The 26,168-nt window shown below is 64.1% G+C and carries 26 protein-coding genes; 16 read left to right on the forward strand and 10 right to left on the reverse strand.

Annotated features, from left to right (window positions below):
• The first annotated feature begins 26 nt into the window (after positions 1-26).
• From cysT to FJ418_RS15690, 6 genes are all read left to right on the forward strand, one after another.
• Entirely contained in the window at positions 27-878 is an 852-nt protein-coding gene (cysT, locus tag FJ418_RS15665) for a sulfate ABC transporter permease subunit CysT (protein ID WP_140647976.1), read from the forward strand.
• Entirely contained in the window at positions 871-1,755 is an 885-nt protein-coding gene (gene cysW, locus FJ418_RS15670) for a sulfate ABC transporter permease subunit CysW (RefSeq protein WP_140647977.1), read from the forward strand. Before cysT ends, cysW begins: the two co-directional genes overlap by 8 nt.
• A 70-nt stretch (positions 1,756-1,825) precedes the next feature.
• Positions 1,826-2,866 carry a sulfate/molybdate ABC transporter ATP-binding protein gene (locus FJ418_RS15675; RefSeq protein ID WP_140785825.1) on the forward strand — a complete coding sequence of 347 codons (1,041 nt, stop codon included), beginning with the start codon at positions 1,826-1,828 and terminating at the stop codon, positions 2,864-2,866.
• A gap of 205 nt (positions 2,867-3,071) precedes the next feature.
• Positions 3,072-4,058, forward strand: coding sequence for a sulfate ABC transporter substrate-binding protein (locus tag FJ418_RS15680; protein ID WP_140867015.1), 987 nt, complete (start codon positions 3,072-3,074; stop codon positions 4,056-4,058).
• 235 nt (positions 4,059-4,293) lie between these two features.
• Positions 4,294-4,743 (forward strand): Rrf2 family transcriptional regulator, encoded by a 450-nt coding sequence (locus FJ418_RS15685; RefSeq protein ID WP_040984137.1) that lies wholly within the window; start codon positions 4,294-4,296, stop codon positions 4,741-4,743.
• A 163-nt stretch (positions 4,744-4,906) separates the two neighbouring features.
• The gene (locus FJ418_RS15690; protein ID WP_140867018.1) at positions 4,907-6,052 is read left to right on the forward strand and encodes a hypothetical protein; all 1,146 of its coding nucleotides are present in this window, start codon (positions 4,907-4,909) and stop codon (positions 6,050-6,052) included.
• 15 nt (positions 6,053-6,067) lie between these two features.
• Here the strand turns inward: FJ418_RS15690 and FJ418_RS15695 are convergent, their stop codons facing one another.
• The 7 genes from FJ418_RS15695 to FJ418_RS15725 form a co-directional block, all read right to left on the reverse strand.
• A complete protein-coding gene (locus FJ418_RS15695) occupies positions 6,068-6,571 on the reverse strand; it encodes a gluconokinase (protein ID WP_246683059.1) in 504 nt (167 codons plus the stop codon).
• A 44-nt stretch (positions 6,572-6,615) separates the two neighbouring features.
• Complete coding sequence (locus FJ418_RS15700; protein WP_140867021.1) at positions 6,616-7,602, reverse strand: ABC transporter permease; 987 nt, start codon at positions 7,600-7,602, stop codon at positions 6,616-6,618.
• Positions 7,599-8,579, reverse strand: coding sequence for an ABC transporter permease (locus FJ418_RS15705; RefSeq protein WP_140867024.1), 981 nt, complete (start codon positions 8,577-8,579; stop codon positions 7,599-7,601). Before FJ418_RS15705 ends, FJ418_RS15700 begins: the two co-directional genes overlap by 4 nt.
• Entirely contained in the window at positions 8,576-10,120 is a 1,545-nt protein-coding gene (locus tag FJ418_RS15710; protein ID WP_140867027.1) for a sugar ABC transporter ATP-binding protein, read from the reverse strand. The genes FJ418_RS15705 and FJ418_RS15710 overlap by 4 nt, the downstream gene beginning before the upstream one ends.
• Positions 10,121-10,192: 72 nt before the next feature.
• Positions 10,193-11,320, reverse strand: coding sequence for a sugar ABC transporter substrate-binding protein (locus FJ418_RS15715; RefSeq protein ID WP_140647984.1), 1,128 nt, complete (start codon positions 11,318-11,320; stop codon positions 10,193-10,195).
• A gap of 453 nt (positions 11,321-11,773) precedes the next feature.
• Positions 11,774-12,802, reverse strand: a complete 1,029-nt coding sequence (locus tag FJ418_RS15720) for a LacI family DNA-binding transcriptional regulator (RefSeq protein WP_140867029.1) — start codon at positions 12,800-12,802, stop codon at positions 11,774-11,776.
• A gap of 151 nt (positions 12,803-12,953) precedes the next feature.
• Entirely contained in the window at positions 12,954-14,186 is a 1,233-nt protein-coding gene (locus FJ418_RS15725; RefSeq protein WP_246683060.1) for an MFS transporter, read from the reverse strand.
• A 155-nt stretch (positions 14,187-14,341) separates the two neighbouring features.
• On the opposite strand from FJ418_RS15725, the gene FJ418_RS15730 reads away from it, so the two are divergent.
• Positions 14,342-14,629 (forward strand): DUF3175 domain-containing protein, encoded by a 288-nt coding sequence (locus FJ418_RS15730; RefSeq protein WP_140647987.1) that lies wholly within the window; start codon positions 14,342-14,344, stop codon positions 14,627-14,629.
• A 71-nt stretch (positions 14,630-14,700) separates the two neighbouring features.
• On the opposite strand, the gene FJ418_RS15735 is transcribed toward FJ418_RS15730, so the two are convergent.
• Both FJ418_RS15735 and FJ418_RS15740 read right to left on the reverse strand, forming a co-directional pair.
• Positions 14,701-15,477: a FadR/GntR family transcriptional regulator gene (locus tag FJ418_RS15735; RefSeq protein ID WP_140659878.1), complete on the reverse strand. Its 777-nt coding sequence runs from the start codon at positions 15,475-15,477 to the stop codon at positions 14,701-14,703.
• 103 nt (positions 15,478-15,580) lie between these two features.
• Entirely contained in the window at positions 15,581-16,477 is an 897-nt protein-coding gene (locus FJ418_RS15740; RefSeq protein ID WP_140867035.1) for an NAD(P)-dependent oxidoreductase, read from the reverse strand.
• Positions 16,478-16,503: 26 nt separating this feature from the next.
• On the opposite strand from FJ418_RS15740, the gene FJ418_RS15745 reads away from it, so the two are divergent.
• Positions 16,504-17,562 (forward strand): NAD(P)-dependent oxidoreductase, encoded by a 1,059-nt coding sequence (locus tag FJ418_RS15745; RefSeq protein WP_281407572.1) that lies wholly within the window; start codon positions 16,504-16,506, stop codon positions 17,560-17,562.
• 94 nt (positions 17,563-17,656) lie between these two features.
• Here the strand turns inward: FJ418_RS15745 and FJ418_RS15750 are convergent, their stop codons facing one another.
• Complete coding sequence (locus FJ418_RS15750) at positions 17,657-18,646, reverse strand: sugar-binding protein (protein WP_140647991.1); 990 nt, start codon at positions 18,644-18,646, stop codon at positions 17,657-17,659.
• Between the two features lie 451 nt (positions 18,647-19,097).
• On the opposite strand from FJ418_RS15750, the gene FJ418_RS15755 reads away from it, so the two are divergent.
• The 8 genes from FJ418_RS15755 (at position 19,098) to FJ418_RS32565 (ending at position 26,161) form a co-directional block, all read left to right on the forward strand.
• On the forward strand, positions 19,098-19,841 hold the full coding sequence (locus tag FJ418_RS15755; protein ID WP_140867041.1) for an ATP-binding cassette domain-containing protein: 744 nt from the start codon (positions 19,098-19,100) through the stop codon (positions 19,839-19,841).
• A 43-nt stretch (positions 19,842-19,884) separates the two neighbouring features.
• Complete coding sequence (locus FJ418_RS15760; RefSeq protein WP_140659882.1) at positions 19,885-20,883, forward strand: ABC transporter permease; 999 nt, start codon at positions 19,885-19,887, stop codon at positions 20,881-20,883.
• Positions 20,884-21,031: 148 nt separating this feature from the next.
• Positions 21,032-21,859, forward strand: a complete 828-nt coding sequence (locus FJ418_RS15765; RefSeq protein ID WP_140647994.1) for an AraC family transcriptional regulator — start codon at positions 21,032-21,034, stop codon at positions 21,857-21,859.
• A gap of 125 nt (positions 21,860-21,984) precedes the next feature.
• On the forward strand, positions 21,985-22,428 hold the full coding sequence (locus tag FJ418_RS15770) for an SRPBCC family protein (RefSeq protein ID WP_140867044.1): 444 nt from the start codon (positions 21,985-21,987) through the stop codon (positions 22,426-22,428).
• Positions 22,429-22,440: 12 nt separating this feature from the next.
• Complete coding sequence (locus FJ418_RS15775) at positions 22,441-23,235, forward strand: FAD binding domain-containing protein (RefSeq protein WP_140867047.1); 795 nt, start codon at positions 22,441-22,443, stop codon at positions 23,233-23,235.
• A gap of 58 nt (positions 23,236-23,293) precedes the next feature.
• Positions 23,294-23,776: a (2Fe-2S)-binding protein gene (locus FJ418_RS15780; RefSeq protein WP_140867049.1), complete on the forward strand. Its 483-nt coding sequence runs from the start codon at positions 23,294-23,296 to the stop codon at positions 23,774-23,776.
• A gap of 11 nt (positions 23,777-23,787) precedes the next feature.
• Positions 23,788-25,155 (forward strand): xanthine dehydrogenase family protein molybdopterin-binding subunit, encoded by a 1,368-nt coding sequence (locus tag FJ418_RS32560; RefSeq protein ID WP_140867052.1) that lies wholly within the window; start codon positions 23,788-23,790, stop codon positions 25,153-25,155.
• A gap of 1 nt (position 25,156) precedes the next feature.
• On the forward strand, positions 25,157-26,161 hold the full coding sequence (locus FJ418_RS32565) for a molybdopterin cofactor-binding domain-containing protein (RefSeq protein ID WP_073985327.1): 1,005 nt from the start codon (positions 25,157-25,159) through the stop codon (positions 26,159-26,161).
• The last annotated feature ends 7 nt before the right edge of the window (positions 26,162-26,168 follow it).

A 26,168-nucleotide genomic window follows, 5' to 3' on the forward strand; every position in this document is an offset into this window, starting at 1 on the left:
GAACAGAAGGGACGATCCAGAACAGCATGACCACAGCACCCGCCAAGGCGGGGTGGCGATTCAGACAGCCGAGTGTCATTCCAGGCTTCGGATTGACGCTCGGCTTCTCGCTTGCCTACCTCACACTCATCATCCTCATCCCGCTTTCGGGGCTGGTCTGGCGTTCGGCGGCGCTCGGCTGGGCCGATTTCTGGGCGATCGCCGTTGACCGACGCACCCTCAACGCGCTGAAGATAAGCTTCGGCACCGCCTTCCTGGCGGCTGCCGTCAACGTCGTGTTCGGCACCGTCGTCGCCTGGGTGCTGGTCCGCTACCGCTTTCCCGGCCGCCGCATCGCGGACGCGATGGTCGACCTGCCCTTCGCCCTGCCCACGGCCGTCGCCGGCATCGCGCTCACCACGCTCTATGCGCCGAATGGCTGGATCGGCCATCTCCTGGCGCCGCTCGGCATCAAGGTCGCCTACACGCCGCTCGGTATCGTCATCGCGCTGGTGTTCATCGGCTTGCCCTTCGTCGTGCGCACCGTCCAGCCGATCATGGAAGAGATCGACAAGGAGGTCGAGGAAGCCGCCGCCACGCTCGGCGCCAGCCGTTTCCAGATCATCACCCGCGTGCTTTTCCCAGGCCTGGCGCCGGCGATCGTCACCGGCTTCTCGCTCGCCTTCGCGCGCGGCGTCGGCGAATACGGCTCGGTCATCTTCATCGCCGGCAACCTGCCCTTCAAGTCCGAGATCGCGCCGCTTCTGATCGTGATCAGGCTCGAAGAATACAATTACGAGGCGGCGACCGCGATCGCCGCGATCATGCTGGCGCTGTCCTTCCTGATGCTTTTGGTCGTCAATCTCGTCCAGACATGGAGCCGCAAGCGCTATGGCTGATCCCGAGATCAAATCCTACGAGCCGCATCACGAGAGCCAGTCGGCAGCGGTGACCGAAAGCCGGCCAGTCAAGGCCGTGCTGATGGCAATCGCCCTCGCCTTCCTCGCCGTCTTCCTGCTTTTGCCGCTGATCGTCGTCTTCCATGAGGCGCTCGCCAAAGGCGTCGGCGCCTACACGGAAGCCCTTTCCGGCCCCGACACGCGCTCCGCCATCCGCCTGACATTGCTTGTGGCGGCGATCTCCGTGCCGCTCAACGTCGTCTTCGGCATCTCGGCCGCCTGGGCGATCGCCAAGTTCGAATTCAAGGGCAAGGCGTTCCTGACCACGCTGATCGACCTGCCCTTCTCGGTCTCGCCGGTCATCTCCGGCCTGGTCTATGTGCTTCTCTTCGGCGCGCAAGGGCTGCTCGGCGCCTGGTTGAAGGCGCATGGCATCGTCATCCTCTTCGCCGTGCCCGGCATCGTGCTGGCCACCATCTTCGTCACCTTCCCCTTCGTCGCGCGCGAATTGATCCCGCTGATGCAGGAACAGGGCAATGGCGACGAAGAGGCAGCACTGTCGCTGGGCGCCAGCGGCTGGCAGGCTTTCTGGTATGTGACATTGCCGAACGTCAAATGGGGACTGCTCTATGGCGTGCTTTTGTGCAATGCGCGCGCCATGGGCGAGTTCGGCGCGGTCTCGGTGGTGTCGGGCCACATACGCGGCCTCACCAACACCATGCCGCTGCATGTCGAGATCCTGTACAACGAATACAACGCCGTCGGCGCCTTTGCCGTCGCTTCGCTGCTCGCCGGTCTGGCGCTGGTGACGCTGGTCTTGAAAACGCTTCTCGAGATGCGCTACGGCGCCGAGCTCGCCGCGACGCGCGGGCACTGAACACTACCTGTCGCCCAAGATTGCCGGCAATCTGGGAACAACGGCAGCATCAAGGAACTGAGGGATTTGTATGGAAGTTCGCGTCGTCAACGTGCGCAAGGAGTTCGAGCGGTTTCCGGCGCTCCACGACGTGTCGCTCGACATCAGATCCGGCGAGCTCATCGCGCTGCTCGGGCCGTCGGGCTCCGGCAAGACGACGCTGCTTCGCCTGATCGCCGGCCTGGAGCGCCCGACCAAGGGCGCGATCTTCTTCGGCGACGAGGACGCCTCGCAGAAGTCGATCCAGGAGCGCAATGTCGGCTTCGTCTTCCAGCATTACGCGCTGTTCCGTCACATGACGGTTGCCGACAATATCGGCTTCGGCCTGAAGGTCCGGCACGGCGCCGCAAGGCCGTCGGGGCAGGAAATCCGCCGCCGGGCGCTGGAACTGCTCGACCTCGTCCAATTGACGGGCCTGGAAAAGCGCTACCCGGCGCAGCTTTCCGGCGGTCAGCGCCAGCGCGTGGCGTTGGCCCGCGCCATGGCGATCGAGCCCAAGGTGCTTTTGCTCGACGAACCGTTCGGCGCGCTCGACGCGCAGGTTCGCCGTGAGCTGCGACGCTGGCTGCGCGAGATCCATGACCGCACCGGCCACACGACCGTCTTCGTCACGCATGACCAGGAAGAGGCGCTGGAGCTCGCCGACCGCGTCGTGGTCATGAGCCAGGGCCGCATCGAGCAGGTCGGCACCGCCGACGATATCTATGACACGCCGAACTCGCCCTTCGTCTATTCCTTCATCGGCGAGTCGAGCTCGCTGCCGGTCAAGGTCGAGAACGGCGAGATCTGGATCGCCGACCGGCCGATCGGGCTGCAGGCGCCGCATGCGCCGTCCGGCGAGGCGGTTCTCCACTTCCGCCCGCATGACGTCGAGCTGCTCGACGGCTGCAGCGGCTGCATCGCCGGCACGGTTGCCGCCAGCCGCCGCGTTGCCGGCACCAGGCGCGTCGAGCTCGAAATCGGCGGCGAGCGCCAGCGCGTCGAGATCGAACTGCCGGTCGACCATCCCGCGGCACAGAAGAGCCGGGTGGCTTTCAGGCCGCGACGCTGGAAGCTTTTTCCCACGTCCTGAGCTGTCTTTCAGCCTGACAGCTCCTCCGGCGCCCAGCCTGGTGCAACCTGTGAGTCCACTTGAAAGAAAATCCTAGCAAAAGGCTGTTTTGGCGAGATATTTTCCAGGCCTTCGCCCACCTCTCGGAGCGCGTGCCTCGTCGCACCAGGCTTTCCCGACTATGGTCTCCCCATAGCTTGATCCATTTCCAAGGAGCCCTGTTTTCATGAAGCGTCTGTTGCTCGGCATCGCAGCTTTTGCCGGTCTCGTCCTCGCGTCCTCCCAAGCCTGGTCGGCCGACAAGCTTTTGAATGCATCCTATGACGTCGGCCGCGAGCTGTTCGTCGACGTCAACAAGGCCTTCGTCGCCAAGCACCCCGGCGTCACCGTCGATCAGTCGCATGCCGGCACCTCGGCGCAGGCGCGCGCGATCGCCGAAGGTCTCGGCGCCGATGTCGTCACCTTCAACCAGGTCACCGACGTCGATTTCCTGGTCAAGAAAGGACTGGTCTCAGCCGATTGGCAGAAAGATTTCCCGGACAACGCCTCGCCCTTCTATTCGCTGCCGTCCTTCCTGGTGCGCGCCGGCAATCCCAAGCACATCAAGGACTGGAACGATCTGGTGCGTGACGACGTGCAGGTGATCTTTCCGAACCCGAAGACGTCGGGCAATGCGCGCTACACCTATCTCGCCGCCGCCGCCTACGCCAAGGAAGCCTTCAAGGGCGACGACGCCAAGGTGAAGGAGTTCATCACCAAGCTCTTCAACAACGTGCCGATCTTCGACACCGGCGGCCGCGCCGCCACAACCACTTTCGTCCAGCGTGAGATCGGCGACGTGCTGATCACCTTCGAATCGGAGACGCGCGGCATCCGCAAGGAGTATGGCGACGACAAGTTCGAGCAGGTCACGCCTTCGGTCAGCCTGCTGCCCGAGTTTCCGGTAGCGATCGTCGACAAGGTCGCCGACGAGCATGGCAGCCGCGATCTCGCCAAGTCCTATCTCGACTTTCTCTACACGCCGGAAGGCCAGGACATTGCCGCCGGGAACGGCCTGCGGGTTCGCGACGCCTCGGTGGCCGCCAAGCACAAGGCCGACTTCCCGGACGTCCGGCTACTGACTGTTGAGGAGGTCTTTGGCGGCTGGGACAAAGTACAGAAGGAGCATTTCGCCGCCGGCGGACTGCTCGATCAGGCCTACGGCAGCCGCTGAGCCGCCACACAATCAGGAAGCGCAGGAAAGCCGGCTTTAGCCGGCTTCCTCATTTAAGCCGGCCAGCATTTCGCAGCGGAAATCCGGCGTTCAACGTGAAAAACGTTACGAAGAATCAACGCGTTTGCGCCTAAGCTGCCGGGCAAATTATTGGACCAGGCGGTCAACTGTCATGATTTGCACACAAACAACCGCCAGATGCAGGCGCATTGGGGTTTGATGAATTGAATCGGGCATGCTGACCAAAAAAGGCAAATACGGCCTCAAGGCCCTCGTGCATCTTTCCGGCCTGCCGGCTGGCCAGCTTGCATTCGTCAACGACATCGCCGTCGCCAACAACATCCCGAAGAAATTCCTGGATGCGATCCTGGGCGAATTACGCAATGCCGGTTTCGTCCAGAGCCGCAAGGGCAAGGAAGGCGGCTACCGCCTCGCGCGGCCCGCTTCCGAGATCAAGATCGGCCATGTCGTGCGCGTGCTCGACGGGCCGCTGGCGCCGATCCCTTGCGCCAGCCGCACGCAATACCAGCGCTGCGAGGATTGCGACGAGGCCACCTGCCAGGTCCGACACATGATGCTGGAAGTGCGCCAGGCGATCGCCGAGGTGCTCGACAACCGCAGCCTCGCCGCCATGCGCGACGCCGACAACGACGATTTTCCGGCGGAGCTCACCTCCCAGATTTGAAGCAATTCGAGGAAGCGGTAGCGGCCAGGTTCCGCCCTTCGCCGCAGCCTTCCGTCCGCAATTGCGCCCAACGACAAAGTCGCCGGCCCGACTTGTCGCCCTCGGTTGCCAGTCTACCGCGGACGCAGTAAAGCGGCTGGAGGATGAAACAGGGCTCTGACGTATGAGGCTGCCTTGGCTTGGCAATTCCCGCAGGGCCAGCCGGCAACCATCGTCGAACGACATCTATCACACCGAGATCATTGCCGACGTGCCGGTGCCGGAGCGCAACGAGTCCGTTCGCTTCTTCAGCCGCAAGGTTGTCCGCCCCGGGAAACTGCGCCGTTTCTCCAATCGGGACCTGCGCGAGAGCCTGCTGTCCTGTTTCTATCTCGGCGTCGCGGCGATGCTGCCGGTCTCCTGGTGGGGGCCTATCTGCAGCTGGGGGTCCAGGCTCAGGCGCAGGCGCCACTTCCGCAAGGAGTTCGCCCGTTACGACGTCGCGGTGAAGGCCGTGCTCGGCGATGCCGTCGACACGCAAGAAATGTTCGAGGCGCAACTCGCCGCCATTCACCGCCGGCGGCTAACGCTTGCGGCGCATCTCGTCTCCGGCTGGCGCTGGTCGCCGGCGATCCGGCTCGAAGGCCTCGAAGCCCTGCAACAAGCCCTGCGCAACGGGCGCGGCGCCATCATATGGTGCGACCAGTTCACGGCGCAGACGATCATGGGCAAGCGCGCCCTGCATGAGGCCGGCGTCGATGCTCATCAGGTAAGCGCGCAGCACCACGGCTTCTCCCCGAGCAAATTCGGCTTGCGCGTGATCAACCCGCCATTGGTCAAAGTCGAGAACCGCTTCCTGAAAAGCCGGATCGTCTTTGAGCGCACCGACGCCTACCAGGTCACCACGCGCATCCAGAAGACCCTGAAGGCAAACGGCGTGGTGCTGATGACCAACACCGTCTATGCCGGCTCCACCTTCACCGAGGCCGCCATGGGCGAGCGCGGCTGGACCCATCTCGCCTCGGCGCCGGCAAACTTCGCCGCGCGCGCGGGCGCGGCGCTGTTTCATATGGCGACGATCGAAACGGTTCCCTTTCGCCAGTATCGCGCGATCGTCAGCGAACTGAGCGCGGGGCCACAGCCGCCGGCGTCGCCGGCAAGGGACACCGCGACGAAGAACCTCGTCGTCCAGGCGGGATACATCCTGTCGAAGCGCGACCATATGCTGGAAACGCTCGAACTCTGTCCGGAGCAGATGATGGCCTGGTCGAGCGCCGTACGGTTGACCGAGCGGCCAACGGAAGCCGCGATCGGCAATGACGGCGCCTGAAGCGCCCGAACCGTTCTAACCAACGATCCCTTCCAGGATCCCGGCAACACTTCGCGTTCCGTCGACCGTCACGGCCCGTTCGTCCGCGGCAGGTTCTTCCAGCGTGGCGAACTGGCTGTCGACCAAGCTTGCCGGCATGAAATGGCCCTTGCGATTGGCGACCCGGCGCCAGGCGGTCTCGCGGTCGATCCTCAGGTAGAGGAAGACTGTGTCGGGACAGTAGCGGCTCAGCCGGTCACGGTAGGCGCGTTTCAGCGCCGAGCACGCCGCCACCGCCTTCCGTCCGCCGGCGACGGACGCCGCGATGTGCTCGCCTATGGCGTCGAGCCAGCCCTCGCGCAGCGCGTCCGTCAGCGGCTCGCCGCGCGCCATGCGCGCCACGTTCTCCGGTGGATGCAGCCGATCTCCTTCGATGAAGTCGGCGTCGAGAGCCTTGGCGAGCGCCTCGCCGACGGCCGTCTTGCCGCAGCCGGCAACCCCCATCACGACGATGGCCGGCGCCGTCCGAAGATCGTTCATGCCAAGCTCCGGGGTCTGCGGTCTTGCGCTCGCCTCATCTACGGTCAGCGGCTTGCCGGCGCGCGCCCGTAGAGCATGAGCATGGCGACGATGACGACACCATAGATGATCTGCCGTCCCGCTTCCGGCATCTGCATGACCGAGAGGATGGATTGCAGGAGCGTGATCAGGATCACGCCGGCCACCGTGCCGAGATAGGAGCCGCGCCCGCCCAGGATCGAGGTGCCGCCCAGCACGACGGCGGCGATCGACGGCAGCAGATAGGCATCGCCCATGGATTGTGCCGCCTTCGACGCATAGCCGGCCAGAAGCACGCCGCCGAAGGCCGACAGCCCGCCGGAGACGGCGAAGGCGATCATCACGATGCGGCGCGTGTCGATACCGGAAAGGTAGGCGGCGCGCTCGCGGTTGCCGATGCCGTAGACGGCGCGGCCGAAGCTGGTGCGGGTGAGCACGAAGACCATCGCGGCGCCGATCAGCGCCCAGATGATGACGGCGTTGGGAACCCCCGGAATGGTGAAACCGGTCGCCAGATAGCGCATCGCCGCCGTCGCCGAATCCTGTGGCGAGAAGCCGCCCGTGTAGACCACCATCAGCCCCTGCGCGACCGCGTTGGTGGCCAAGGTAATGATCATCGAGGGGATGCGCAGATAGGCGACACCGATGCCGTTGATGATGCCGATCGCCACGCCGCACAGGACACCGAAGGGGATGGCGAGAGCAACGCCGACCGACCCGTAGGCGGCGGCAGCGCAGGCCATCATGGCGCCGGCGGCCACGGCCCATGGCACGGAAAGGTCGATCTGGCCGAGCAGGATGACCAGCATCATGCCGGTGGCGATGACGCCGAGGAACGAGGCGACTTTAAGCTGCTGCAGCAGATATTCCGGCGAAAGGAAGCTGCGCGAATAGAGGCTGCCCAGCAGAAGCAGGATCACGATGCAGGCAAAGGCCGTCAGCACCGCCGGGTCGGCGCGTCGGATGAATTTGGGCATGCGGCCGGCAAGGCCACCAAGCGTCGTTTCGCTCACAGGAACCACTCCAGCCGGTTGCGCACCCGAAACAGCGCGAAGGCGCCGAGGCTGACCGCGATCAACAGGATAACGCCCTGGAACAGCGGCTGCCAGAGCGGATCGAAGTCGAAGACGAACAACAGGTCGCCGATGGTGCGGAAGGCAAGCGCGCCGAAAATCGCGCCGATAGCGCTGCCCTTGCCGCCGAACAGCGACACGCCGCCGAGCACGACCGCCGCGATCGAGAACAGCGTGTAGGAATTGCCGCTCGCATAGGCAGCCTCCCCCGTATAGGTGAAGAAGGTGAGAAACAGGCCGCCGACCGAAGCCAGCAGGCCTGCCAGCGCATAAGCGAGGAACTTGCCGCGCCGGATCGGCACGCCCGACATATAAGCCGCCGTTTCCGATGAGCCTGCGGCGTAAGCCGCGCGGCCGAATTCCGAGCGGCTGAACGGCACCCAGACGATCAGCACAACGATGAGCAGCGCGACCAGCGAGGTTGGGATCACATCGAAGAGCTTTCCCGTCAGCGCGTCGGCCAGATCCTCATTGACCGATCCACCCGGAAACGGCCGCAGCAGAAGCCCGATGCCATAAAAGACGGCGCCGGTGGCTATGGTGGCGACGATCGGCTGGAGGCGCCCATAGATGACGATGGCGCCGTTGATCGCCCCGCAGACCAGGCCCGCGGCAAGGACCGCGATCACGCCGAGCGTGATCTCGAGCGGCGTGCCGACCACCAGCCACGAGGCGAGACAATTGGTAAGAAGCAGGATCATGCCGACCGACAGGTCGATGCCGGCGGTGATCACCACCAGCGTCTGCGCCATGGCGACGAAGGCCAGAAGAACGCCCTTGTTGGCCGCCGTCTGCACGACATTGGCGGTGAACCCTGCCGGGTGGTTCGTGGTGTAGATGATGAACATGACGATGAAGATGCCGAGCGCCAGCAGCGTTCCGCGCTGCTCGGCCATCAAGTAGCGCCAATCCTTCACGCGCCCGCTCCCTGCTGCATATCGGCGCCTTCGCCATGGATGTTGAGCGCGCTGGCGATCAGCGCGTGCTCGGTGATCTCGGTGCCGACGAGCTCGCGCTTGACGCTGCCGTCATAGAGCACGAGCACGCGGTCGCAGCAGCCGATCAGTTCGTCATAGTCGGTCGAATAGAACAGGATGGCGGCGCCAGCATCCGCCAGCTTGCGCATCAATTGGTAGATCTCCTGCTTGGTGCCGACATCGATGCCGCGCGTCGGATCGTTGAGCAGGATGATGCGCGGTTGCCGCATCAGCCATTTGGCGATGACCACCTTCTGCTGGTTGCCGCCCGAGAGCGCGCCGACGGGAATATCGAGCCCCGCCGTCTTGATGGCCAGCAGCCCGACCATGTCGTCGATCAGGCGCTGCTCGGCGGCGCGATCGATGATGCCGCCCTTGGCCAGCCGGTCGAGCGCCGCGAAGGAGAGGTTTTCGCGCACCGTCATCGGCAGCATCAGCCCCTCGGTCTTGCGGTCCTCGGGGATCAGCGCCATGCCGACGCGGTCGTCGCTGGCGGCGCGCGGGCTCGATATGGAAGCCGGCTTGCCGTCGATCAGCACGTCGCCGCGCAGGCCGCGCAGCACGCCGAAAAAGGCAAGCAGCAGTTCGCGCTGGCCCTGCCCGTCGAGACCGCCCAGGCCCACGACTTCGCCGGCCCTGACGCTCAGCGAGATATTGTCCAGCCGGTCGGCCCAGGAGAGATTGCGGGCTTCGAGCACCGGCGTGGCGGCCGCAGCGGAAACGGGTTTCGGCGGGAAGATATGGCTGTATTCGCGGCCGATCATCAGCTCCACCACCTCATTGTCGCTCTTCGAGCCCGCGGGGTAGCTGGCGACGTTGCGGCCGTTGCGAAACACCGTGCAATGGTCGGCGAGTTCCGCGATCTCGTTCATGCGGTGCGAGATGTAGAGCAGCGCCAGTCCTTCCGAGCGCAGCCGCTTCAACACCTCGAAGACCTTGGCGACATCCGCCGCCGTCAGCGCCGAGGTCGCTTCGTCGAGGATCAGGATGCGCGGTTTGCGAGCCAGCGCCTTGGCGATCTCCACCATCTGCCGGCGCGACAGCGGCAGGTCCTTGACCAGCGCCCGAGGATGGATATCGGAAGCGCCGGCGCGTGCCAGCGCTTCTTCCGCGATGCGCCGCTGCGCCTTGCGGTCGATCATGCCGAAGCGCTTCGGCGGATCGGAAATGACGATGTTGTCGGCGACGCTCAACTCGGGAATGAGCGACAGTTCCTGGAAGATGCAGACGATGCCGGCCTGATTTGCCGCGGCCGGTGAGGCGAAGCTCACTTCGCGTCCATCCAGCGTCATGCGGCCCTCGTCGGGCGCCACGACGCCCGCCATGATCTTGATCAGGGTCGACTTGCCTGCGCCGTTCTCGCCGAGAATGGCGTGGATGCTGCCGGCGGTAACTTCAAGATCGGCCTTTTCCAGGGCCCTCACGCCGCCATAGCGCTTGGATATGCCTTCCATGCGGAAGAGCGGAACCGCACCGTCCATTGAGCCTCCAATTGTATCTGCATGAGGCGGCGCCGCGGCTGACCCGCGGCGCCAAGTCATCGATTTGGAAGCTTACTGGTCCGCCTTGGTCTGGCCCATGATTTCCTGCGCGCTGAAATTGATGCCGCAGGTCGGGAAGGAGTTGCCGACGAAGAAATTATCGGATTCCTTCGGGAAGTAATCGGTGCCTTCCTTCATGTCTGGATCCGAGGCGATCGCCAGCGGCAGCTTTACTTCCTGCGGCACCACCTCGCCTTCCAGCGCCGCGATCGCTGTCTTGATGGCCACGGCGACCTGGGCCGGGCCGGAGCCCGCCGACGTGCACTTCAGCCCGTCTGCTGAATGCTGCGCGCAGAATTTGCGGAAGCCGTTCTCGGTCTCGCCGCCGAATGGCACGAAGGGATGCTTGGCGTCCATCATCGCCTGCACGATGCCGGTGTCGCCGCCCTGGCCGGTGATGCCGTCGAACGGACCGTTGGTGGCGATGGCATCGGCTGTCACCTTCTGCGCCACGCCGTCATCCCACTTGCCGGCGACCTCGGTGACGTCCCACTTCTTGCCGGAAGCGTCCAGCACTTCATGGATGCCGTTGTGGCGGTCGGTATCGACGGAAGTGCCGGCAACGCCGCGCACTTCGAGGATCTTGCCGCCGTTCGGCACCTTGTCGACCAGCCACTTGGCCCACAACTCGCCGAGGCCCTTCTGGTCGACATTGACGTTGATGGCGTCCTTGGTGTCGAGAATGTTGTCGAAGGCAACCAGCACGATACCGGCTTCCTTGGCGCGCTTGATGACCGGGCCGAAGGCGGTCGGGTTCTGCGCGTCGGTGACGATAGCGTCATAGCCGGAATCGATGAAGTTGTTGATCGCCGAGATCTGCGCCGGCACATCTTCACCGGTCGAGACGACCTTGAATTCCTTGATCTTGGCCTTCACGTCCGGCTGCGCCGCATAGGCCTTTGCCGTCTGCACCATCTGAATGCGCCAGGTGTTGGCGATATAGCCGTTGGAGAAGGCGATGCGGAACGGGCCTTCCTTTTTGGGGAATTTGAAGAATTTGGTGTCCGCCGACCATGGCGAGAAGCAGTCCGGCTGCGCTGCGGGGCCGGAGACGACTTCCGGTCCGGCGGCGATCGCTGCCGAGCTGAGCATGACGAATGCAGTGGCGGCAACGACGCCGCCAACGAGTGACTTGATCATCGGTATTCCTCCCAATTGCAGATCTGCTGAACTATGAAGTCCTGACATGCTCGGCGGGCACCCCCTCCTGCCAAACCGAAACGCTCGCCGGGCGATGTGGATCGCCCCGCCTTCTCCCCTTCCCTCGCCCTCCGGGACGTTCAGAAAACTATCATATTATACATAATAAACAAGCTTGAGCTGTTGCTTATGTATAATAAACAATCCTGAACCTTGCCGGATGTTGATTTTACAGACAAATGGTAGCGCTACCATGAAAGCCTGTAAAGCGCCGCTTTCGTCATTTTTCCGTGTTCGTCAGAGTGCCTCCAGGAACAGTGCGTAGCTTTGGCTCGGCGTTTCCGCCGCCGCCCTAGAGCATTGATCCCGAAAAGTGGGAACCGGTTTTCGGACAAGATCATGCTCCAACAAGGAGTTAGAGCGTGATGGGATTCGACGAAACGCTATCACGGCCTAACGCGCGGTGCTCTCGCGCCGCATGAGGTCGAAGCCGAGGTCGACGATCCGCTGTTCAGGCCGATTGCCGGCGATCGCCGCAAGCGCCATGGCGACGGCGCGGGTGCCGATTTCATAGCGGTGCGTGCGCACGCTGGTGATCGAAGGAAACGACACCTGCATCATGTCGAGATCGTTGAAGCCGACAATGCCGATCTGCTTCGGCACGTCGATCGATGCGCGATGGCATTCGAACAGAACGCCAAGCGCGATATCGTCATTGTTGCAGAACACGCCGTCCAGCGTCGGGATCTTGGCCAGCGCGTCGCGGAATAACTCGCGCCCCAGCGTCACGCTTGACGGCACGGGCGTCGTGGTGACGAGCCGCGGATCGAAAAGGCCGGCGGCCTCCATGGCGGCGCGATAGCCGGCAAGGCGTCGCTGCGAACGCGGATCCATTCGCGCGCCGATGAAGCCGATCTTGCGGTATCCGGCCTGCAGGAGGTGTTCGGCGGCGGTCCTGCCGCCGTCGAAATGGGAAAAGCCGACCACCATGTCGACCGGGTCCGGCCCGATCTCCATCACCTGCACCACCGGGCAGCCGGCATTCTCCAGCAGTCGTCGCGCGCTGGGTGTCTGGTCGATACCGGCCACGATCAGCGCCGCCGGGCGTTGCGATCCGAAAACCTGCAACAGCCGCTCTTCCTCGAGGCCCGAATAATGGGTGTTGCCGATCTGGATGCGGAACGGGCTGTCGGAAAGGCTGTCATAGATGCCGCGCACCACTTCGGCGAAGACGTTGTTGGTGAGCGAAGGCACCAGCACGCCGAACACCTCGGCGCGCGCCGAGGCAAGCGCGCGCGCATTCGGGTCAGGCACGTAGCCAAGTTCGTCGACAGCGGCCTGTATCTGCCGTCGCAGATCCTCCGATACCCGCCCGGGCTCACGCAGCGCGCGCGACACGGTGATCGCGCCGACACCCGCCTTGCGCGCCACATCGGCAATGGTCGGGCGGCCGCCGCCACGGCGGGAACGCGGCTTGGTCAAGGCCCTGTCCCCCCGTCTTCGACGCGCGGCCGCAACATCACGATCGGCGTCCGTGTCATCGCGCCACCAGGTCAGCTCTGCCGATTGAGGTCGCGCATGCGTTAACCGTTGTCAAGCAACCCGGCTTCGGCGCCCGGTCGACCGAGGCGCGTCAGGCAATCGCCTCGGCGCTTCGGTTGGCTTTCCACATCAGCAGCGCGATGGCCCCGAGATTGACAAGGTTCCAGCCAATTCCGTTCAGGAAGGCGGCGGCGTAGGACCCGGTGAGGTCGTAGATCCAGCCCGACATCCAGCCGCCCACCGCCATGCCGAAGATCGTCGCCATCAGCACGATGCCGACGCGCTGGCCGGCTTCCTTTGCCGGCATATAGTCGCGCACGATGATGGCATAGCAGGGCACAATGCCGCCTTGCGACAGGCCGAAGACCAGCGAGACGACATAGAGCGACGCGAGCCCGTCGAACGGGATGTAGAATAACAGCGACAAGCACTGCAGCGCCGAGCCGATCAGCAGCGTCTTCACCGCGCCGATGCGGTCGGCGAGGAAGCCCGAGCCGATGCGGCTGATGACGCCGGCCGCCAGCATGATCGACAGCATCTCGGCGCCATGCGCGACGCCGTAGCCAAGATCCATGCAATAGGCGACGATATGCACCTGCGGCATCGACATCGCCATGCAGCAGCCGAAGCCGGCAATCACCAGCAGGACCTGCAACTGCGAGGGCGACAGCGAGATCGGCTGCACCGGCCGGCCGCGCGGCGCGCCAGATGTCCCCTCATGCGGCGCGCGCCGTCGCAGCAGCAGGACCAGCGGCACCATGGTGACGAGGCAGATGACTCCGATCGTCGCATAGGTGAAGCGCCAGCCATGGCCTTGCATCATATAAGGCATGACCGTCGGCCAGATCGCCCCGGCAACGTAGTTGCCGGACGCCGCCACCGTCACCGCGACGCCGCGGCGGCGGTTGAACCAGTGCGAGACGTCGGCGATCAGCGGCCCGAAGATCGTCGAGCACCCCACTCCGATCAGCAGGCCTTGGGCGAGCGTGACGCCCAGGATCGAATTCGCAAGCGACGCCAGCAGAAACCCCGCGCCAAGCGCGAGCGAAGCGGCGAGCGCCGGTATCCAATACCCAAAGCGGTCGATGGCGCGTCCGATAAGCGCGTTGCCGGCGGCGAAGCCCACCATGGTCGCGGTATAGGGCATCGAGGCGGCGGCGCGGTCGACGCCGAATTCGGCCTGCACCGCGGGCAGAACCACGACCACCGCCCAGGTGCCGACGCCGCCGATCGTCGCCAGCAGCAGGGAAATGCCAAGCCGCGTCCAAGCATAGAAGCTGTCGATGCCGGCGCTGTCTGCCCCGTTTCCTGGAACTGTCGTCACGGCGTCTCCTGTCCGCGATTTCTTCGAGATCGCGTGTTTAAGCGCACTATCGGCGCATTTCCCGGGCCGAGCAGCGCCACGAGGCATAATTCCGTGGCTCCAGAAGCGGAACCCGCCTCACCCGATGGAGTTTTGCCTGAAGAAAGGAGTTCGCCATGACCGCCAGGAAGAAATGGTCGGCCGACGTGACCGAGCACAGCGATGCGATGGATCTCGAGGATCATGTCTTTGAATCCGACGACGCCAAGAAGATCGCCGCGTCGCTGAAACGTTCGGCCGAGCACAGCCACCGCCGCAAGGCTGAGCCGTTCCAATCCGCCATGTCGATGTTGAATTTCTACATCAACCGCGCCGGCAAGAACTTGCCTGACGAGCGCAGGAAGGTGCTGGAAAAAGCGAAGGACGAGCTGCGCGTCGCGTTCGGTCGCGAAAAGCAGGATTAGGTGCTGCAACGGGACCGCAAGCGCAGGAAGCCGCCATTCGCAAGCCGGCCTCAGCTGAATATCGACGGACCTTAGCGCGACTGGATCACTTCGTCGGTATTGGCCAGCAGCTTTCGGACCGCGTTGCGCGCCGCATCCGGCCTTCGCAGGCGAATATTCCTCTCGATCGCCTCGTGCAGCTTTTGGGCATGGTGCAAATCGTCCAGTTCGCGCGTCGTGTAGGCGAAGAGGTGGTCGAAGGCGGATTCGATCAGCACCCCCAGCGGCACCAGCAGGTCGTTGCCCGAGGCCCTGAGGATGGCGAGATGGAAGCGCGTGTCGGCCCGCGTCCGCTCTTGCAGGTTGGTCGCCGCGCCCATCTCCTGACAGGCCTGGCTGATCTCGGCCATCTGCTCGTCGGTGCGCCGCAGCGCCGCGAAGGCGGTGGCTTCCGGCTCGATGATATGGCGGAATTCCTGCACGGTCTTGAGGAAAACCTCACGGTCCGGCGACGTGGCGTACCAGGACAGCACGTCGCGGTCGAGGAGGTTCCAGCGTTCCTTCGGTTCGACCCAGCTGCCGATCTTCGGCCGCGAGGCCAGCAGGCTCTTTGCCATCAGCATCTTGATCGCCTCGCGCACCGCGGAACGGCTGACGTCAAAGGTCTCCGACCATTTCGCTTCGTTGGGCAGGATGGTGCCCGGCGGATAATCGCCGCGCACGATCCTCAGCCCGATCTCGCTGGCCAAGGAGGTGTGCACGCTGGCGCCCGGAATGCGTGGCGCGTTGGCCCGGCGAACGCCGGCCGGACGCTCCAGAGCTGCCGTTTTCGTCAGTTTTTTTTCGTTGTTCGGCTTCGCGTCCCGCATATGGTCCAGAAAATCCCGTTTTCAGAAGCTGTCAAGCACGGCAGGCCTGCTTTGCCCCAACGCGCGAGGATGTGCACAGATCAACCGGCATTTTGCCGCCGCCTCATGCCGTTTTGACGTATTTGCGCCAGCTGTGCTCGGGCCGGAAGCCAAGCACATCGCGCGCCTTGCGGTTCGAAAGCAGGGTCTCATATTCGCCAAGCTCGGCCTTGACCGGCACGCCCGGATAAAAGCGCTTCAAGAGCTCCGCCGTCGGCAGGTCCGACGAGGTGTCGTCATTGGCCGCGTTGAACACCTGGTAGCCCAGGCCGTCCTTCTCAATGGCGCGCAAGGTGATCTGGCCAAGATCGCGCGCGTCGATGTAGCTCCAGGCGATGCGCTTGCGGAAGCCGGGATCGGCGAACCATTTGGGGAACACCAAATATTCATGCGGCTCGGTGACGTTGCCGATGCGCAGCGCATAGATGTCGGCGCCGCTGCGCAGCGCGAAGGCCCGCGCCGTCTTCTCGTTGACGATCTTCGACAGCGCGTAAGAATCCATCGGGTCGACGTCATAATCCTCGTCGAGCGGGAAATGCGTCGGACTGCGCGGCTCATTGGCGAAAACCAGGCCGTAAGTCGTCTCCGAGGAAGCGATGATGATCTTGCGGATGCCGAGCTTCACCGCCGCTTCGATGACATTGTAGGTGCCCATCGCGTTGATGCGGAACACCTCGTTGTCCGGCGTGATCATGACGCGCGGGATTGCGGCGAAATGCACCACGGCGTCGACCGGCTGGGCTCTCAGCGACGGATCGAACTCGTGCAGGCCCATATAGCTCGACAGCGCGTTGAACACCTGCCCGCTGTCGGTGATGTCGGTGATCAGCGTGCGCACTTTCGGATTGTCGAGCGGCTTGGTGTCGATGTTGAGCACCTGGCAGCCATGTTCGACCAGATACTGAACGACATGCCGGCCAGCCTTGCCGCTGCCGCCGGTGAACATGATCCGCTTCGTCATTTTGCTCTCCACAAGGCTTGAGAATTATGTGTATTGTCAGACAATATGGTATTCCGCAATCGCCTGCCAACCGCGATCCGCGAAAACCTTTCCGGCAATCGCCCGCCGCGCGGGCCCATCACCACGAAAGACAGGGAAGAGACGAGATGAGCACCACCGCTGCCCGCGAGAAAATCGGTTTCATCGGCCTAGGCCTGATGGGGCACGGCATCGCCAAGAACATCGTCGACAAGGGCTATCCGCTGACCTTCCTCGGCCGCAAGAACCGCAAGCCCGCGGAAGACCTTTTGGGACGCGGCGCCAAGGAAGTGGCCACATCCAAGGAGGTGGCCGCCGCCTCCGACGTCATCTTCATCTGCGTCACCGGCTCGCGCGAGGTGGAGGCGATCATCCGCGGCCCCGGCGGGCTGAAGGAGGGCCTGAAGCAAGGCGCGGTCGTCGTCGATTGCTCGACCTCCGATCCGGTCTCGACCGTGGCCCTGGCCGCCGAGCTCAAGGCGCTCGGCGTCGACTATGTCGATGCGCCGCTCAGCCGCACGCCGAAGGAGGCCTGGGAAGGCACGCTCGACGCCATGGTCGGCGCGCCGGACGCGGTGTTCGCCAGGCTGAAGCCGGTGATCGAGACCTGGGCCGGCCGCATCGTCCACATCGGCGACACCGGCGACGGCCACCGCATGAAGCTGCTCAACAACTTCATCTCGCTGGGCTACGCCGCGATCTATTCGGAAGCGCTGGCGCTGGCCGAGAAGGTCGGCATCTCGCCGCCGCGCTTCGACAGCGTCATCCGCAACGGCCGCATGGATTGCGGCTTCTATCAGACCTTCATGCGCTGGACGCTGGAGGGCGACCGCGACGCGCACAAGTTCAGCATTGCCAACGCCTTCAAGGACCTGACCTATCTGGAATCGATGGCGGGCGCGGCCGGCATCGCCAACCCGCTCGGCAACGCCACCAAGAATTCCTTTGCGACCGCCTTCGCCACCGGTCCCATCGAGCAATATGTGCCGATGCTCGCCACCCATATCGGCAAGCTCAATGGCGTCGACCTGATGCCTTCGAAGGACGGCGTGAAGCAGAAGATCTGAGACGAAAGCGCCCGTCATCAAGAATGCAACTTTGAAAAAAGTCAGGGGCGCCTCGCGGCGCCCCTTTTACATTGGTTCTGGATGCGACCAGCGCCTACCTCTGGATACAGGTGTCGGCCGTTTCCTTGGTGCATTCGTCGAGGCCGGTGAAGACCGGATCATCGACCTTCTTGTTGCCGACGAGGTCGAGCATCACCGAGGGCGCCTTGTAGCCCATTTCGAACGGCCGCTGGCCGACCAGCGCGGTCACCAGGCCTTCCTTGGCGATCGCCACCTCGTCGCCGATCGTGTCGGCGGCGCCGATGACGAACTCGTTCTTGGCGATCTTGTCGGCCATCGGCTTGAACAGGTCGCGATAGGGCTGCGGTGCGCCGAACAGCGGCCAGCCGCCCATGATGCCGAAGGCGTCGAGCTTCGGGTTGGCGGCGAGGATGTCGGTCATCGCCTGCACGCCCTTGGCGCCGTCGTCATTGGTGAACACCGGGCAGCCGGCGACTTCGGTCCAGCCGCCTTCGCCGGCAAGTGCCGCGAGGCCTTCCTTGCCCGACAGCGCATCGCGCATGCCTTGCGCGCGGCGCAGGATGTTGTCGGCCGCCGGATTGCCCTCGATGGTGCAGATCGTGCCGCCATTCGGCTTGGCCTTCTTGATGTACTCGCCGATCTTCTTGCCCATCAGGTAGTTGTCGGTGCCGAGATAGGTCTTGCGAAGGGCGGCGTCTTCCTTGGCAAGGTCGGCGTCGACCGTCATGATCGGGATCGACGGATTGGCGCTCTTGATCGTCTGCGCGATCAGCGGCGCGTTCGAGGGCGAGATCGCCATCGCCGCCGTGTCGGGCTTGCTCAGCATGTCCTGCACGATCTGCGCCTCGCCGGCTTCGTCCGAGGTCGATGCCGGGCCGGTGTAGAAGCATTCATATTCCGAGCTGGCGTTTTCCTTGTTCCACTTCTCGCAGCCCTGATGGATGGCTTCGAAGAACGGATTGTCGAGACCTTTCACGACGATGACGAGTTGTTTCTTGGCCAAAGCCGGCCCGGCGCCCAACGCCATGGCGGCGACGGCGGCAAGCAAAAGTGTTTTCCTCATATCAGTCCTCCCTTGAAACAGACGGACACCGCGTGCCCGCCACACTGATCAGCCCGGATGCGTAAGAACCATGACGAGCATCTCATGATGTTCGCGCCCTGCGCCGGGCTGATAAGCATTTGCCGATCCGTTTGCCCGAATGCTGGCGCAGCCGGATCCTTGACCTTCAAACCATCTGCCCGCCCCCCGCCGGATAGACGGACGAGGGGCAAGTCTTCCTCCGAGACTTAGCTAATATCGGCTTTTCGCCAGCGTCAATTCCTATTTGTCCTACAAAACCGATTTTTCGTCGAGTCTCGAAATTAATCGTCAGACAATTGATTGACGCCCTTGTCCGGTTTTGCCTAAATGCGTGGACGCGCCGTTCGGGAGGAGATGGACGGAGCTGAACGCGAGTGGCGCTGGCAAAAGTCTGCGACAGCTGCGCCGTAAATGGGGAGGCATAAGGCTGGTGTCGGTTCTCGAACTCGCCAACATCTCGAAGCATTTCGGCGCCATCCAGGCGGTCAATGATGTATCGTTTTCGCTGGAGGCCGGCGAGGTCGTCGGCCTGATGGGCGACAACGGCGCCGGCAAGTCGACGCTGGTCAAGATGATCGCCGGCAATTTCCACCCGAGCCACGGCACCATGCGGCTGGACGGCAAGGAGCTTGTCCTGCACAAGCCCGCGGACGCCCGCCAGCATGGCATCGAGATCGTCCACCAGGACCTCGCGCTCTGCAACAACCTGACGGCCGCGGCCAACGTCTATCTCGGCCGCGAGTTGCGCCGTGGCTTCGGTCCGCTCCGCATCCTCGACTATGGCGCCATGTACAAGCGCGCCGGCCAGCTTTTCGCCGAGCTGAAATCCGAAACGCGGCCACGCGACCTCGTCAAGCAGATGTCGGGCGGCCAGCGCCAGGCGGTGGCGATTGCCCGCACCATGCTGTCGCAGGCCAAGATCGTGCTGATGGATGAGCCGACGGCGGCGATTTCGGTCAGGCAGGTCGCCGAAGTGCTGAACCTCATCCGCCACATGCGCGACCAGGGCATCGCCGTGGTGCTGATCAGCCACCGCATGCCCGACGTGTTCGACGTCGCCGACCGCGTCATCGTCATGCGGCGCGGCCGGAAGGTTGCCGACAAGAAAATCGCCTCGAGCTCGCCCGAGGAAGTCACCGGGCTGATCACCGGCGCCATCGAACAGGTTGCGTGATTGCGCGGAGCCTCGCGCCCCCGCCTCCCAGGAAAGGTCGATAATGGCAGTCACCCTTGACCAGACGATCGCGCAGAAGCAGCACACCTTCCTGTCGCGGCTCTTCTCCAACCAGACCTTCTGGGTGGTGATCGCGGTCATCCTCGCCTGCCTGTTCCTGTCCGTCGCCACCGATTCCTTCGCCACGTCGAAGAACCTCTTCAACATCACGCGCAACGTCACCTTCATCGCCATCGTCGCGCTCGGCATGACTTTCGTCATCATCACCGGCGGCATCGATCTGTCGGTCGGCTCGGTGCTTTGCCTGTGCTCGATGGTGCTCGCCGTCACCATGCATGCCGGCTATTCGATCGAAGTGGGCATCCTGGCCTCGATCGCCACCGCGCTTGTGATCGGCGCCTTCAACGGCGTGCTCATCGCCTATCTCGGCTTCCCGCCTTTCGTGGTCACGCTCGGCATGCTGTCGGTGGCGCGCAGCCTTGCCATGGTCGCGTCCAACAACACGGTGGTCTTCCAGTTCGGACCGGACCATCAGAAGCTACTGGCGCTGGGCGGTGGCGCCTGGCTGTTCGGCATCGCCAATCCGGTGCTCTACATGATCATACTGGCACTGATCACCGGCTTCATCCTGCGCTTGACCAAGTTCGGCCGGCACATCTTCGCCATCGGCGGCAATGAGCATGCGGCGACGCTGACCGGCGTTCCCGTCAAGCAGATCAAGGTCGTCGTCTACATGATCTCGGCGCTGTCGGCAGGGATTGCCGGCATCATCCAGACCGGATGGCTGGGCGCCGTCACCACCAATCTCGGCAACGGCATGGAGCTGCAGGTGATTGCCGCCACCGTCATCGGCGGCGCCAATCTCGCCGGCGGCGTCGGCACCGCGCTCGGCGCCATCGTCGGCGCCGCCCTCATCGAAGTGATCCGCAACAGCCTTGGCCTGCTCGGCATCAACGCCTTCTGGCAAGGCACTTTCATCGGCGGCGCGATCATCCTGGCGGTGCTGTTCGACCGCGTCCGCAACTTCCGCCGCAGTGACTAGCTCCCCCTATCGCTCAGTCTGAAAATCGATTCAGGCGCTTTGAGCGCAAGTTCCGCTGCACTTGCCCGCCTTGACGCGGCCTCACCCTGGCCGCACTATTCCCCGGCAGGCGAAGGGAGGCCAGTCGCCTGCGGGAGGAACGATACCCATGACGGACGCGATCAGGCTCTATTGGGGCCGGTTCGGACATGTTTCCGTGCTGAATGTCGCCAACGACTTCGTCACCCATGCCCACGGCGAGGCGCATCTCATCATCTGGTTGGAAGGCACGGCGGGCGAAATGACCATCGGCCGCGAGACGGTGCGGCTTGGGCCGGGCACGGCGGCCGGCATCAACTCGTTCCAGCCGCACAGCCACGCCCTTTCCCGCGACGGCAAGCCCGGCCTGTTCCTCGCCTTCTACATCGACCCCGATTGGGCGCGCCGGCGCCGCGACCTTCCGTCGTCGGCGCCGCTGTTCACGCAAGCCGCGATCACACTGGAGCCTTGGCTGCATCAGGCGGCGGCGAACCTGCTCGATCACCTGACCGACAATGAGAGTATCGACGACGTCGCCAATTACGAGATCGAGCGTTTCATCGACAGCGTGCTCGACGCGGCCGAGACATCCGCGCCGCAGATAGCCCGCGCGCGCATCAACACGATGCTCGATTTCCGCGTCCGCAAGGCGATCCAGTTGATGAAGGCCAATGTCTGCGAGCGCATCTCCTTCGACGACGTCGCGCGCTCGGTCGGCCTGTCCCGGCCGCACTTTTTCGCGCTCTTCAAGGAGCAGACCAACCTGACGCCGAACGTCTACTGGAACACGCTGCGTATGGAGGAAGCCGTGCGCCAGTTGCAGTGGTCGCAGGAGCCGCTGATCTCGGTCGCCTGCAATCTCGGCTTCACCACCCAGGGCAATTTCTCGCGCTTCTTCCGCGACCATGTCGGCGTGCCGCCGACGCTCTACCGCGAAGCCGCGAGAGCCATGTCTTGACCGCCTTTGCGGGCTGATCCGTCGCCACATTTTCCGACTGGTTGATACGCACTCAAGACGCATTGATAAGCGCGCGCCCGTCGGCCGCCCTAGCCTGCTCCTGATCTTTGCAAGGGAACCAGTCTATGGCGAAAGTCACCATTTCCAGCGTCATCGATGCGCCGGTCGAGCAGGTCTGGGCGCACATCCGCGACTTCAACGGCCTGCCGAACTGGCATCCGCGCATGGTGGAAAGCCATATCGAGGACGGCAAGGACGCCACCGCGATCGGCTGCGTGCGCAACTTCCAACTGGTCAGCGGCGCTCGGCTGCGCGAAAAGCTGCTCGACTTCTCCGACGACAATTTCCTGGTCAGCTACTCGATCCTGGAAACGCCGCAGCCGCTCACCAATCACAAGGCGACGCTGCAGTTGCGGCGCGTCACCGACGGTAACCGCACCTACGCCGAATGGAGCGCAAGCTTCGACGCAGCACCGGAGGAGGCCGACAGGCTGGCCGAGGGCATGGGCGCCAACGTCTTCCAGGGCGGCTTCAACGCTTTGAAAAGTCATTTCGCTGGCCAGAGCTGACGGGAGCCTGCCATGTCGCTTGCGCTGCAAACTTTTTCGAGCGTGAAAGACGCCAATGCCGCCTTGCGTCCCGCCGGCACGCGTTATCTCGGCGGCGGCACGCTGGTGATCCGCGCCGCCAATGAAGGCGACGTTTCCATCTCCAGCCTGATCCGCGTCATCGATCCCGGCCTTTCGCAGATCGCGGTTTCCGGCGGCAAGGTCCGGCTCGGCGCTTCGGTCACCATGGCCGCGATTGCCCGCCATCCCGAACTCACCGCGCTCGCGCCTGCCGCGCGCGCTGTCGGCGGGCCTGCGATCCGCAACATGGCAACCGTCGGCGGCAATCTGTTCGCCCCTGCCCCTTATGGCGATTTCGCCGTCGCGCTGCTGGCGCTGGACGCGACCGTCGTCACCGAAGACGGCGAACTGGCAGTCGAGACCTTCCTGGCCGGCCGCGATACCAGCCGCGCCATCGTCACCGCTGCCACCTTTTCATTGCCCAAGGCTGAAAGCTTCCGCTTCCTGAAAGTGTCGCGCGTCAAGCCGAAGGGTGTGTCGGTGCTGAGCATCGCCGCGCTTCTGGAACTCGCGCCGGACGGCACGGTGACCTCGGCGCGGATCGCGCTGGGCTGCATGGCCGATCGGCCGATACGCGCTTTAGCGGCCGAAAAGGCGCTGCTCGGCTGCAAGCTCACGCCGCAGGAGATCGCGCCGGCGCTGGCGGCCGCGGGCGAAGGCATCGCGCCGATCACCGATCCGATCGCCAGCGCCTGGTATCGCGCCGAGGTTCTGCCGGTCTATCTCGGCCGGCTGCTGCTTGAATAATATCGGTGGGGGACGCGCGTCTGTCCGGCCGATCCGGGCAGGCGCGCAGGGAGGAAAAATGACGAAGGTCCCGGTTCAATTCACACTCAACGGCTCCGAAAAAGCCGAGTTCGTCGAAAGCGGCGCGACGCTGCTCCACGCGCTGCGCGACAAGATCGGCGACACATCGCCCAAGGGCGGCTGTCATCAGGGCACCTGCGGCGCCTGCTCGGTCATTATCGATGGCGAATTGCGGCTCTCCTGCCTGACGCTGGCTGAAACCTGCGGCGGCGCTGACATCAAGACGACCGCCGGCCTTGCCGAAGGCGGCGTGCTTCATCCGCTGCAGCGCGCTTTCCTCGATGCCTTCGCCACGCAATGCGGCTTCTGCACGCCGGGCATGATCATGGCGGCAAAAGTGCTGCTCGACCGCACGCCGAACCCGAGCCGCGAGGATGTGGTCGAGGCGCTGTCCGGCAACATCTGCCGCTGCACCGGCTATGAGCCGATCATCCAGGCGGTGCTGACCGCCGCGCGCGCCAACTCGCAGAACGCCGCCTGAGGGACCGAGCCATGGAACTGCGCAAGGACTATTTCGCCGATGTCCGCAAGGACGGCCTGCATGAGATCGGCCAGGGCCGCCCGCGGCTCGATTCCCCCGGACATGTCACCGGCAAGACCGCCTATTTCGCCGACCGGAACTTCCCGGGCATGCTGCATCTGAAGATGGTGCGCAGCCCGCACCACCATGCCCGCATCCGCTCGATCGACACGTCGCAAGCGGAAAAGCACCCGGGCGTCGTCAAGGTACTGACCGCCAAGGACGTGCCGCACAATGTCTACACCATCCTGATCCTGATCCAGATCGGTCCCGAGGACGAAACCGTGCTCGCCGACGGCAAGGTGCGCTGGAAGGGCGAGGCCGTGGTGGCGGTGCTGGCCGAGACCGAGCGCGCGGCGCAGGAAGCCGCCGCCAAGGTCAAGGTCGACTATGAGGTGCTGCCGGCGGTCTTCGACATGGAGGAAGCGCTGAAGCCCGGCGCGCCCTTGGTCAACGAATATCACGGCCAGAACTATTACCTCTATGACAGCGGCGAATGCCGCAAGGTGCGCTTCGGCGATGTCGAGGCTGGCTTTGCCCAGGCCGATCACATCCTCGAACAGTCCTATCAGTCCTCGCCGATCGAGCATGCGCCGACCGAGACGACGGGCTGCGTGGTGACGCCAGAAGGCAACGACCGCTTCACCTGCTACACCAACACGCAGGCGATGTTCTTCACCCTCGACAACACCTCGATCATCCTGCAGATGTCGGGCAGCAAATTGCATTTCGTCGGCGGCACGGTCGGCGGCGGTTTTGGCGGCAAGGTCGACGTCATCGTCGAGCCGATCGCCATCCTCGCCGCCAAGCTAACCGGACGCCCGGTCTGTTTTATCTACAGCCGTGAGGAGGAGATGCAGATCTCCTCGCCGCGCGCCGCCGAAAAGGTAATCATCAAGGACGGCGTCATGAAGGACGGCCGCATCGTCGCGCGCAAGGTGACCGGCTACACCGATGCCGGCGCCTATTCGCGCCACTCGCCCTACGGCGCGCAGAAGGGCGCGGCGCACTATCCCGGGCCCTACACGATCCCGAATGTCTGGATCGACACCTACTGCGTCTACACCAACCGCACCCCCTCCTCCGCCATGCGCGGCTTCGGCGTCACCATCGGCGACTTCGCGCTGGAGGTGCAGATGGACAAGCTGGCCCGGCTGATCGGCATGGACCCGCTCGAATTCCGCTTCATCAACGCATATCGCGACGGCGACATGAAGGCGCATCGCCAGCCGACCGAGGGTGCCGCGCTGATCGAATGCATGCAGGAAGCCTCGCGCGCCGCCAACTGGCCGGTGGCGGAAAAATACATGGCGATGTCCTCCTACAGGAAGGAAGCCTGAGATGGCGATCCGGCGTGGACGCGGCGTCGCCGCGATCAACTATCCGACCGGCATGAACCTCGGCGGCGACCCGACTCAGGCGCTGGTCCATTCGACGCCGACCGGCAATTTCATGGTGACGCTCTCCAGTGTCGATCTCGGCCAGGGCATGAAGCAGATCATGGCGCAGATCTGCGCCGAGACGATCGGCGTGCCGACCGACCGCGTCATCATCGACACCGCCGACACCGACACCGGTCCGCACTGCATGGGCACTTTCGCCTCGCGCGGCACGCACCGCGCCGGCAATGCCGTCATCCAGGCCGCCAAGGAAGCCCGTCAGGTGATGCTGGAAGTGGCCGCCGAAGAGCTGGAGGTGAACGCCTCCGACCTCGAGACCGACGGCCAGGGCAACATACAGGTGAAGGGCGCGCCGCAGAAATCGATCTCGATCTTCGATGTTGCGTTGTCCGCGCATTTCAAGCGCGGCCGCTCGATCTCGGGCCGCGGCATGTTCCTGATCCCGCGCTCCTACCCGGAGAAAGAGACCGGGGCGATGAAGCCCTCGACCTGCTACGCCCATGCCTGCACGGTGGCTGAGGTCGAGGTCGACGACGAGACCGGCGAAGTAACGGTGCTGACGGTCAAGAACGTCTTCGAGATCGGCCGCGCGCTCAATCCGAAGATGGTCGAGCAGCAGTTGGTCGGCGGCTCCTGGATGGGAATCAGCCACGCGCTCTACGAGACGACCGAACCCTATTATCCGAACCGCGACCATGGCGGCACCGACTTCAACCAGTATCTGATGCCCGGTCCCGGCGACCTAGCCGAGACCGAGATCATCGTGCTGGAGCGCCCTTCCGCCGACGGGCCGTTCGGCGCCAAGGGGCCGGGCGAGATGTGCGCCAACCCGCAAATCCCGGCCGTCGCCAATGCCGTCTTCGACGCGGTCGGCGTGCGCATCGACACGCTGCCGATCACGCCGGAGCGCATCCTGCGCGCGCTGAAGGCGCAGGCGGCGGGCTGAGGGGAAG

The sequence above is a fragment of the Mesorhizobium sp. B2-8-3 genome, from assembly GCF_006440815.1.
Classification (GTDB): Bacteria; Pseudomonadota; Alphaproteobacteria; order Rhizobiales; family Rhizobiaceae; genus Mesorhizobium.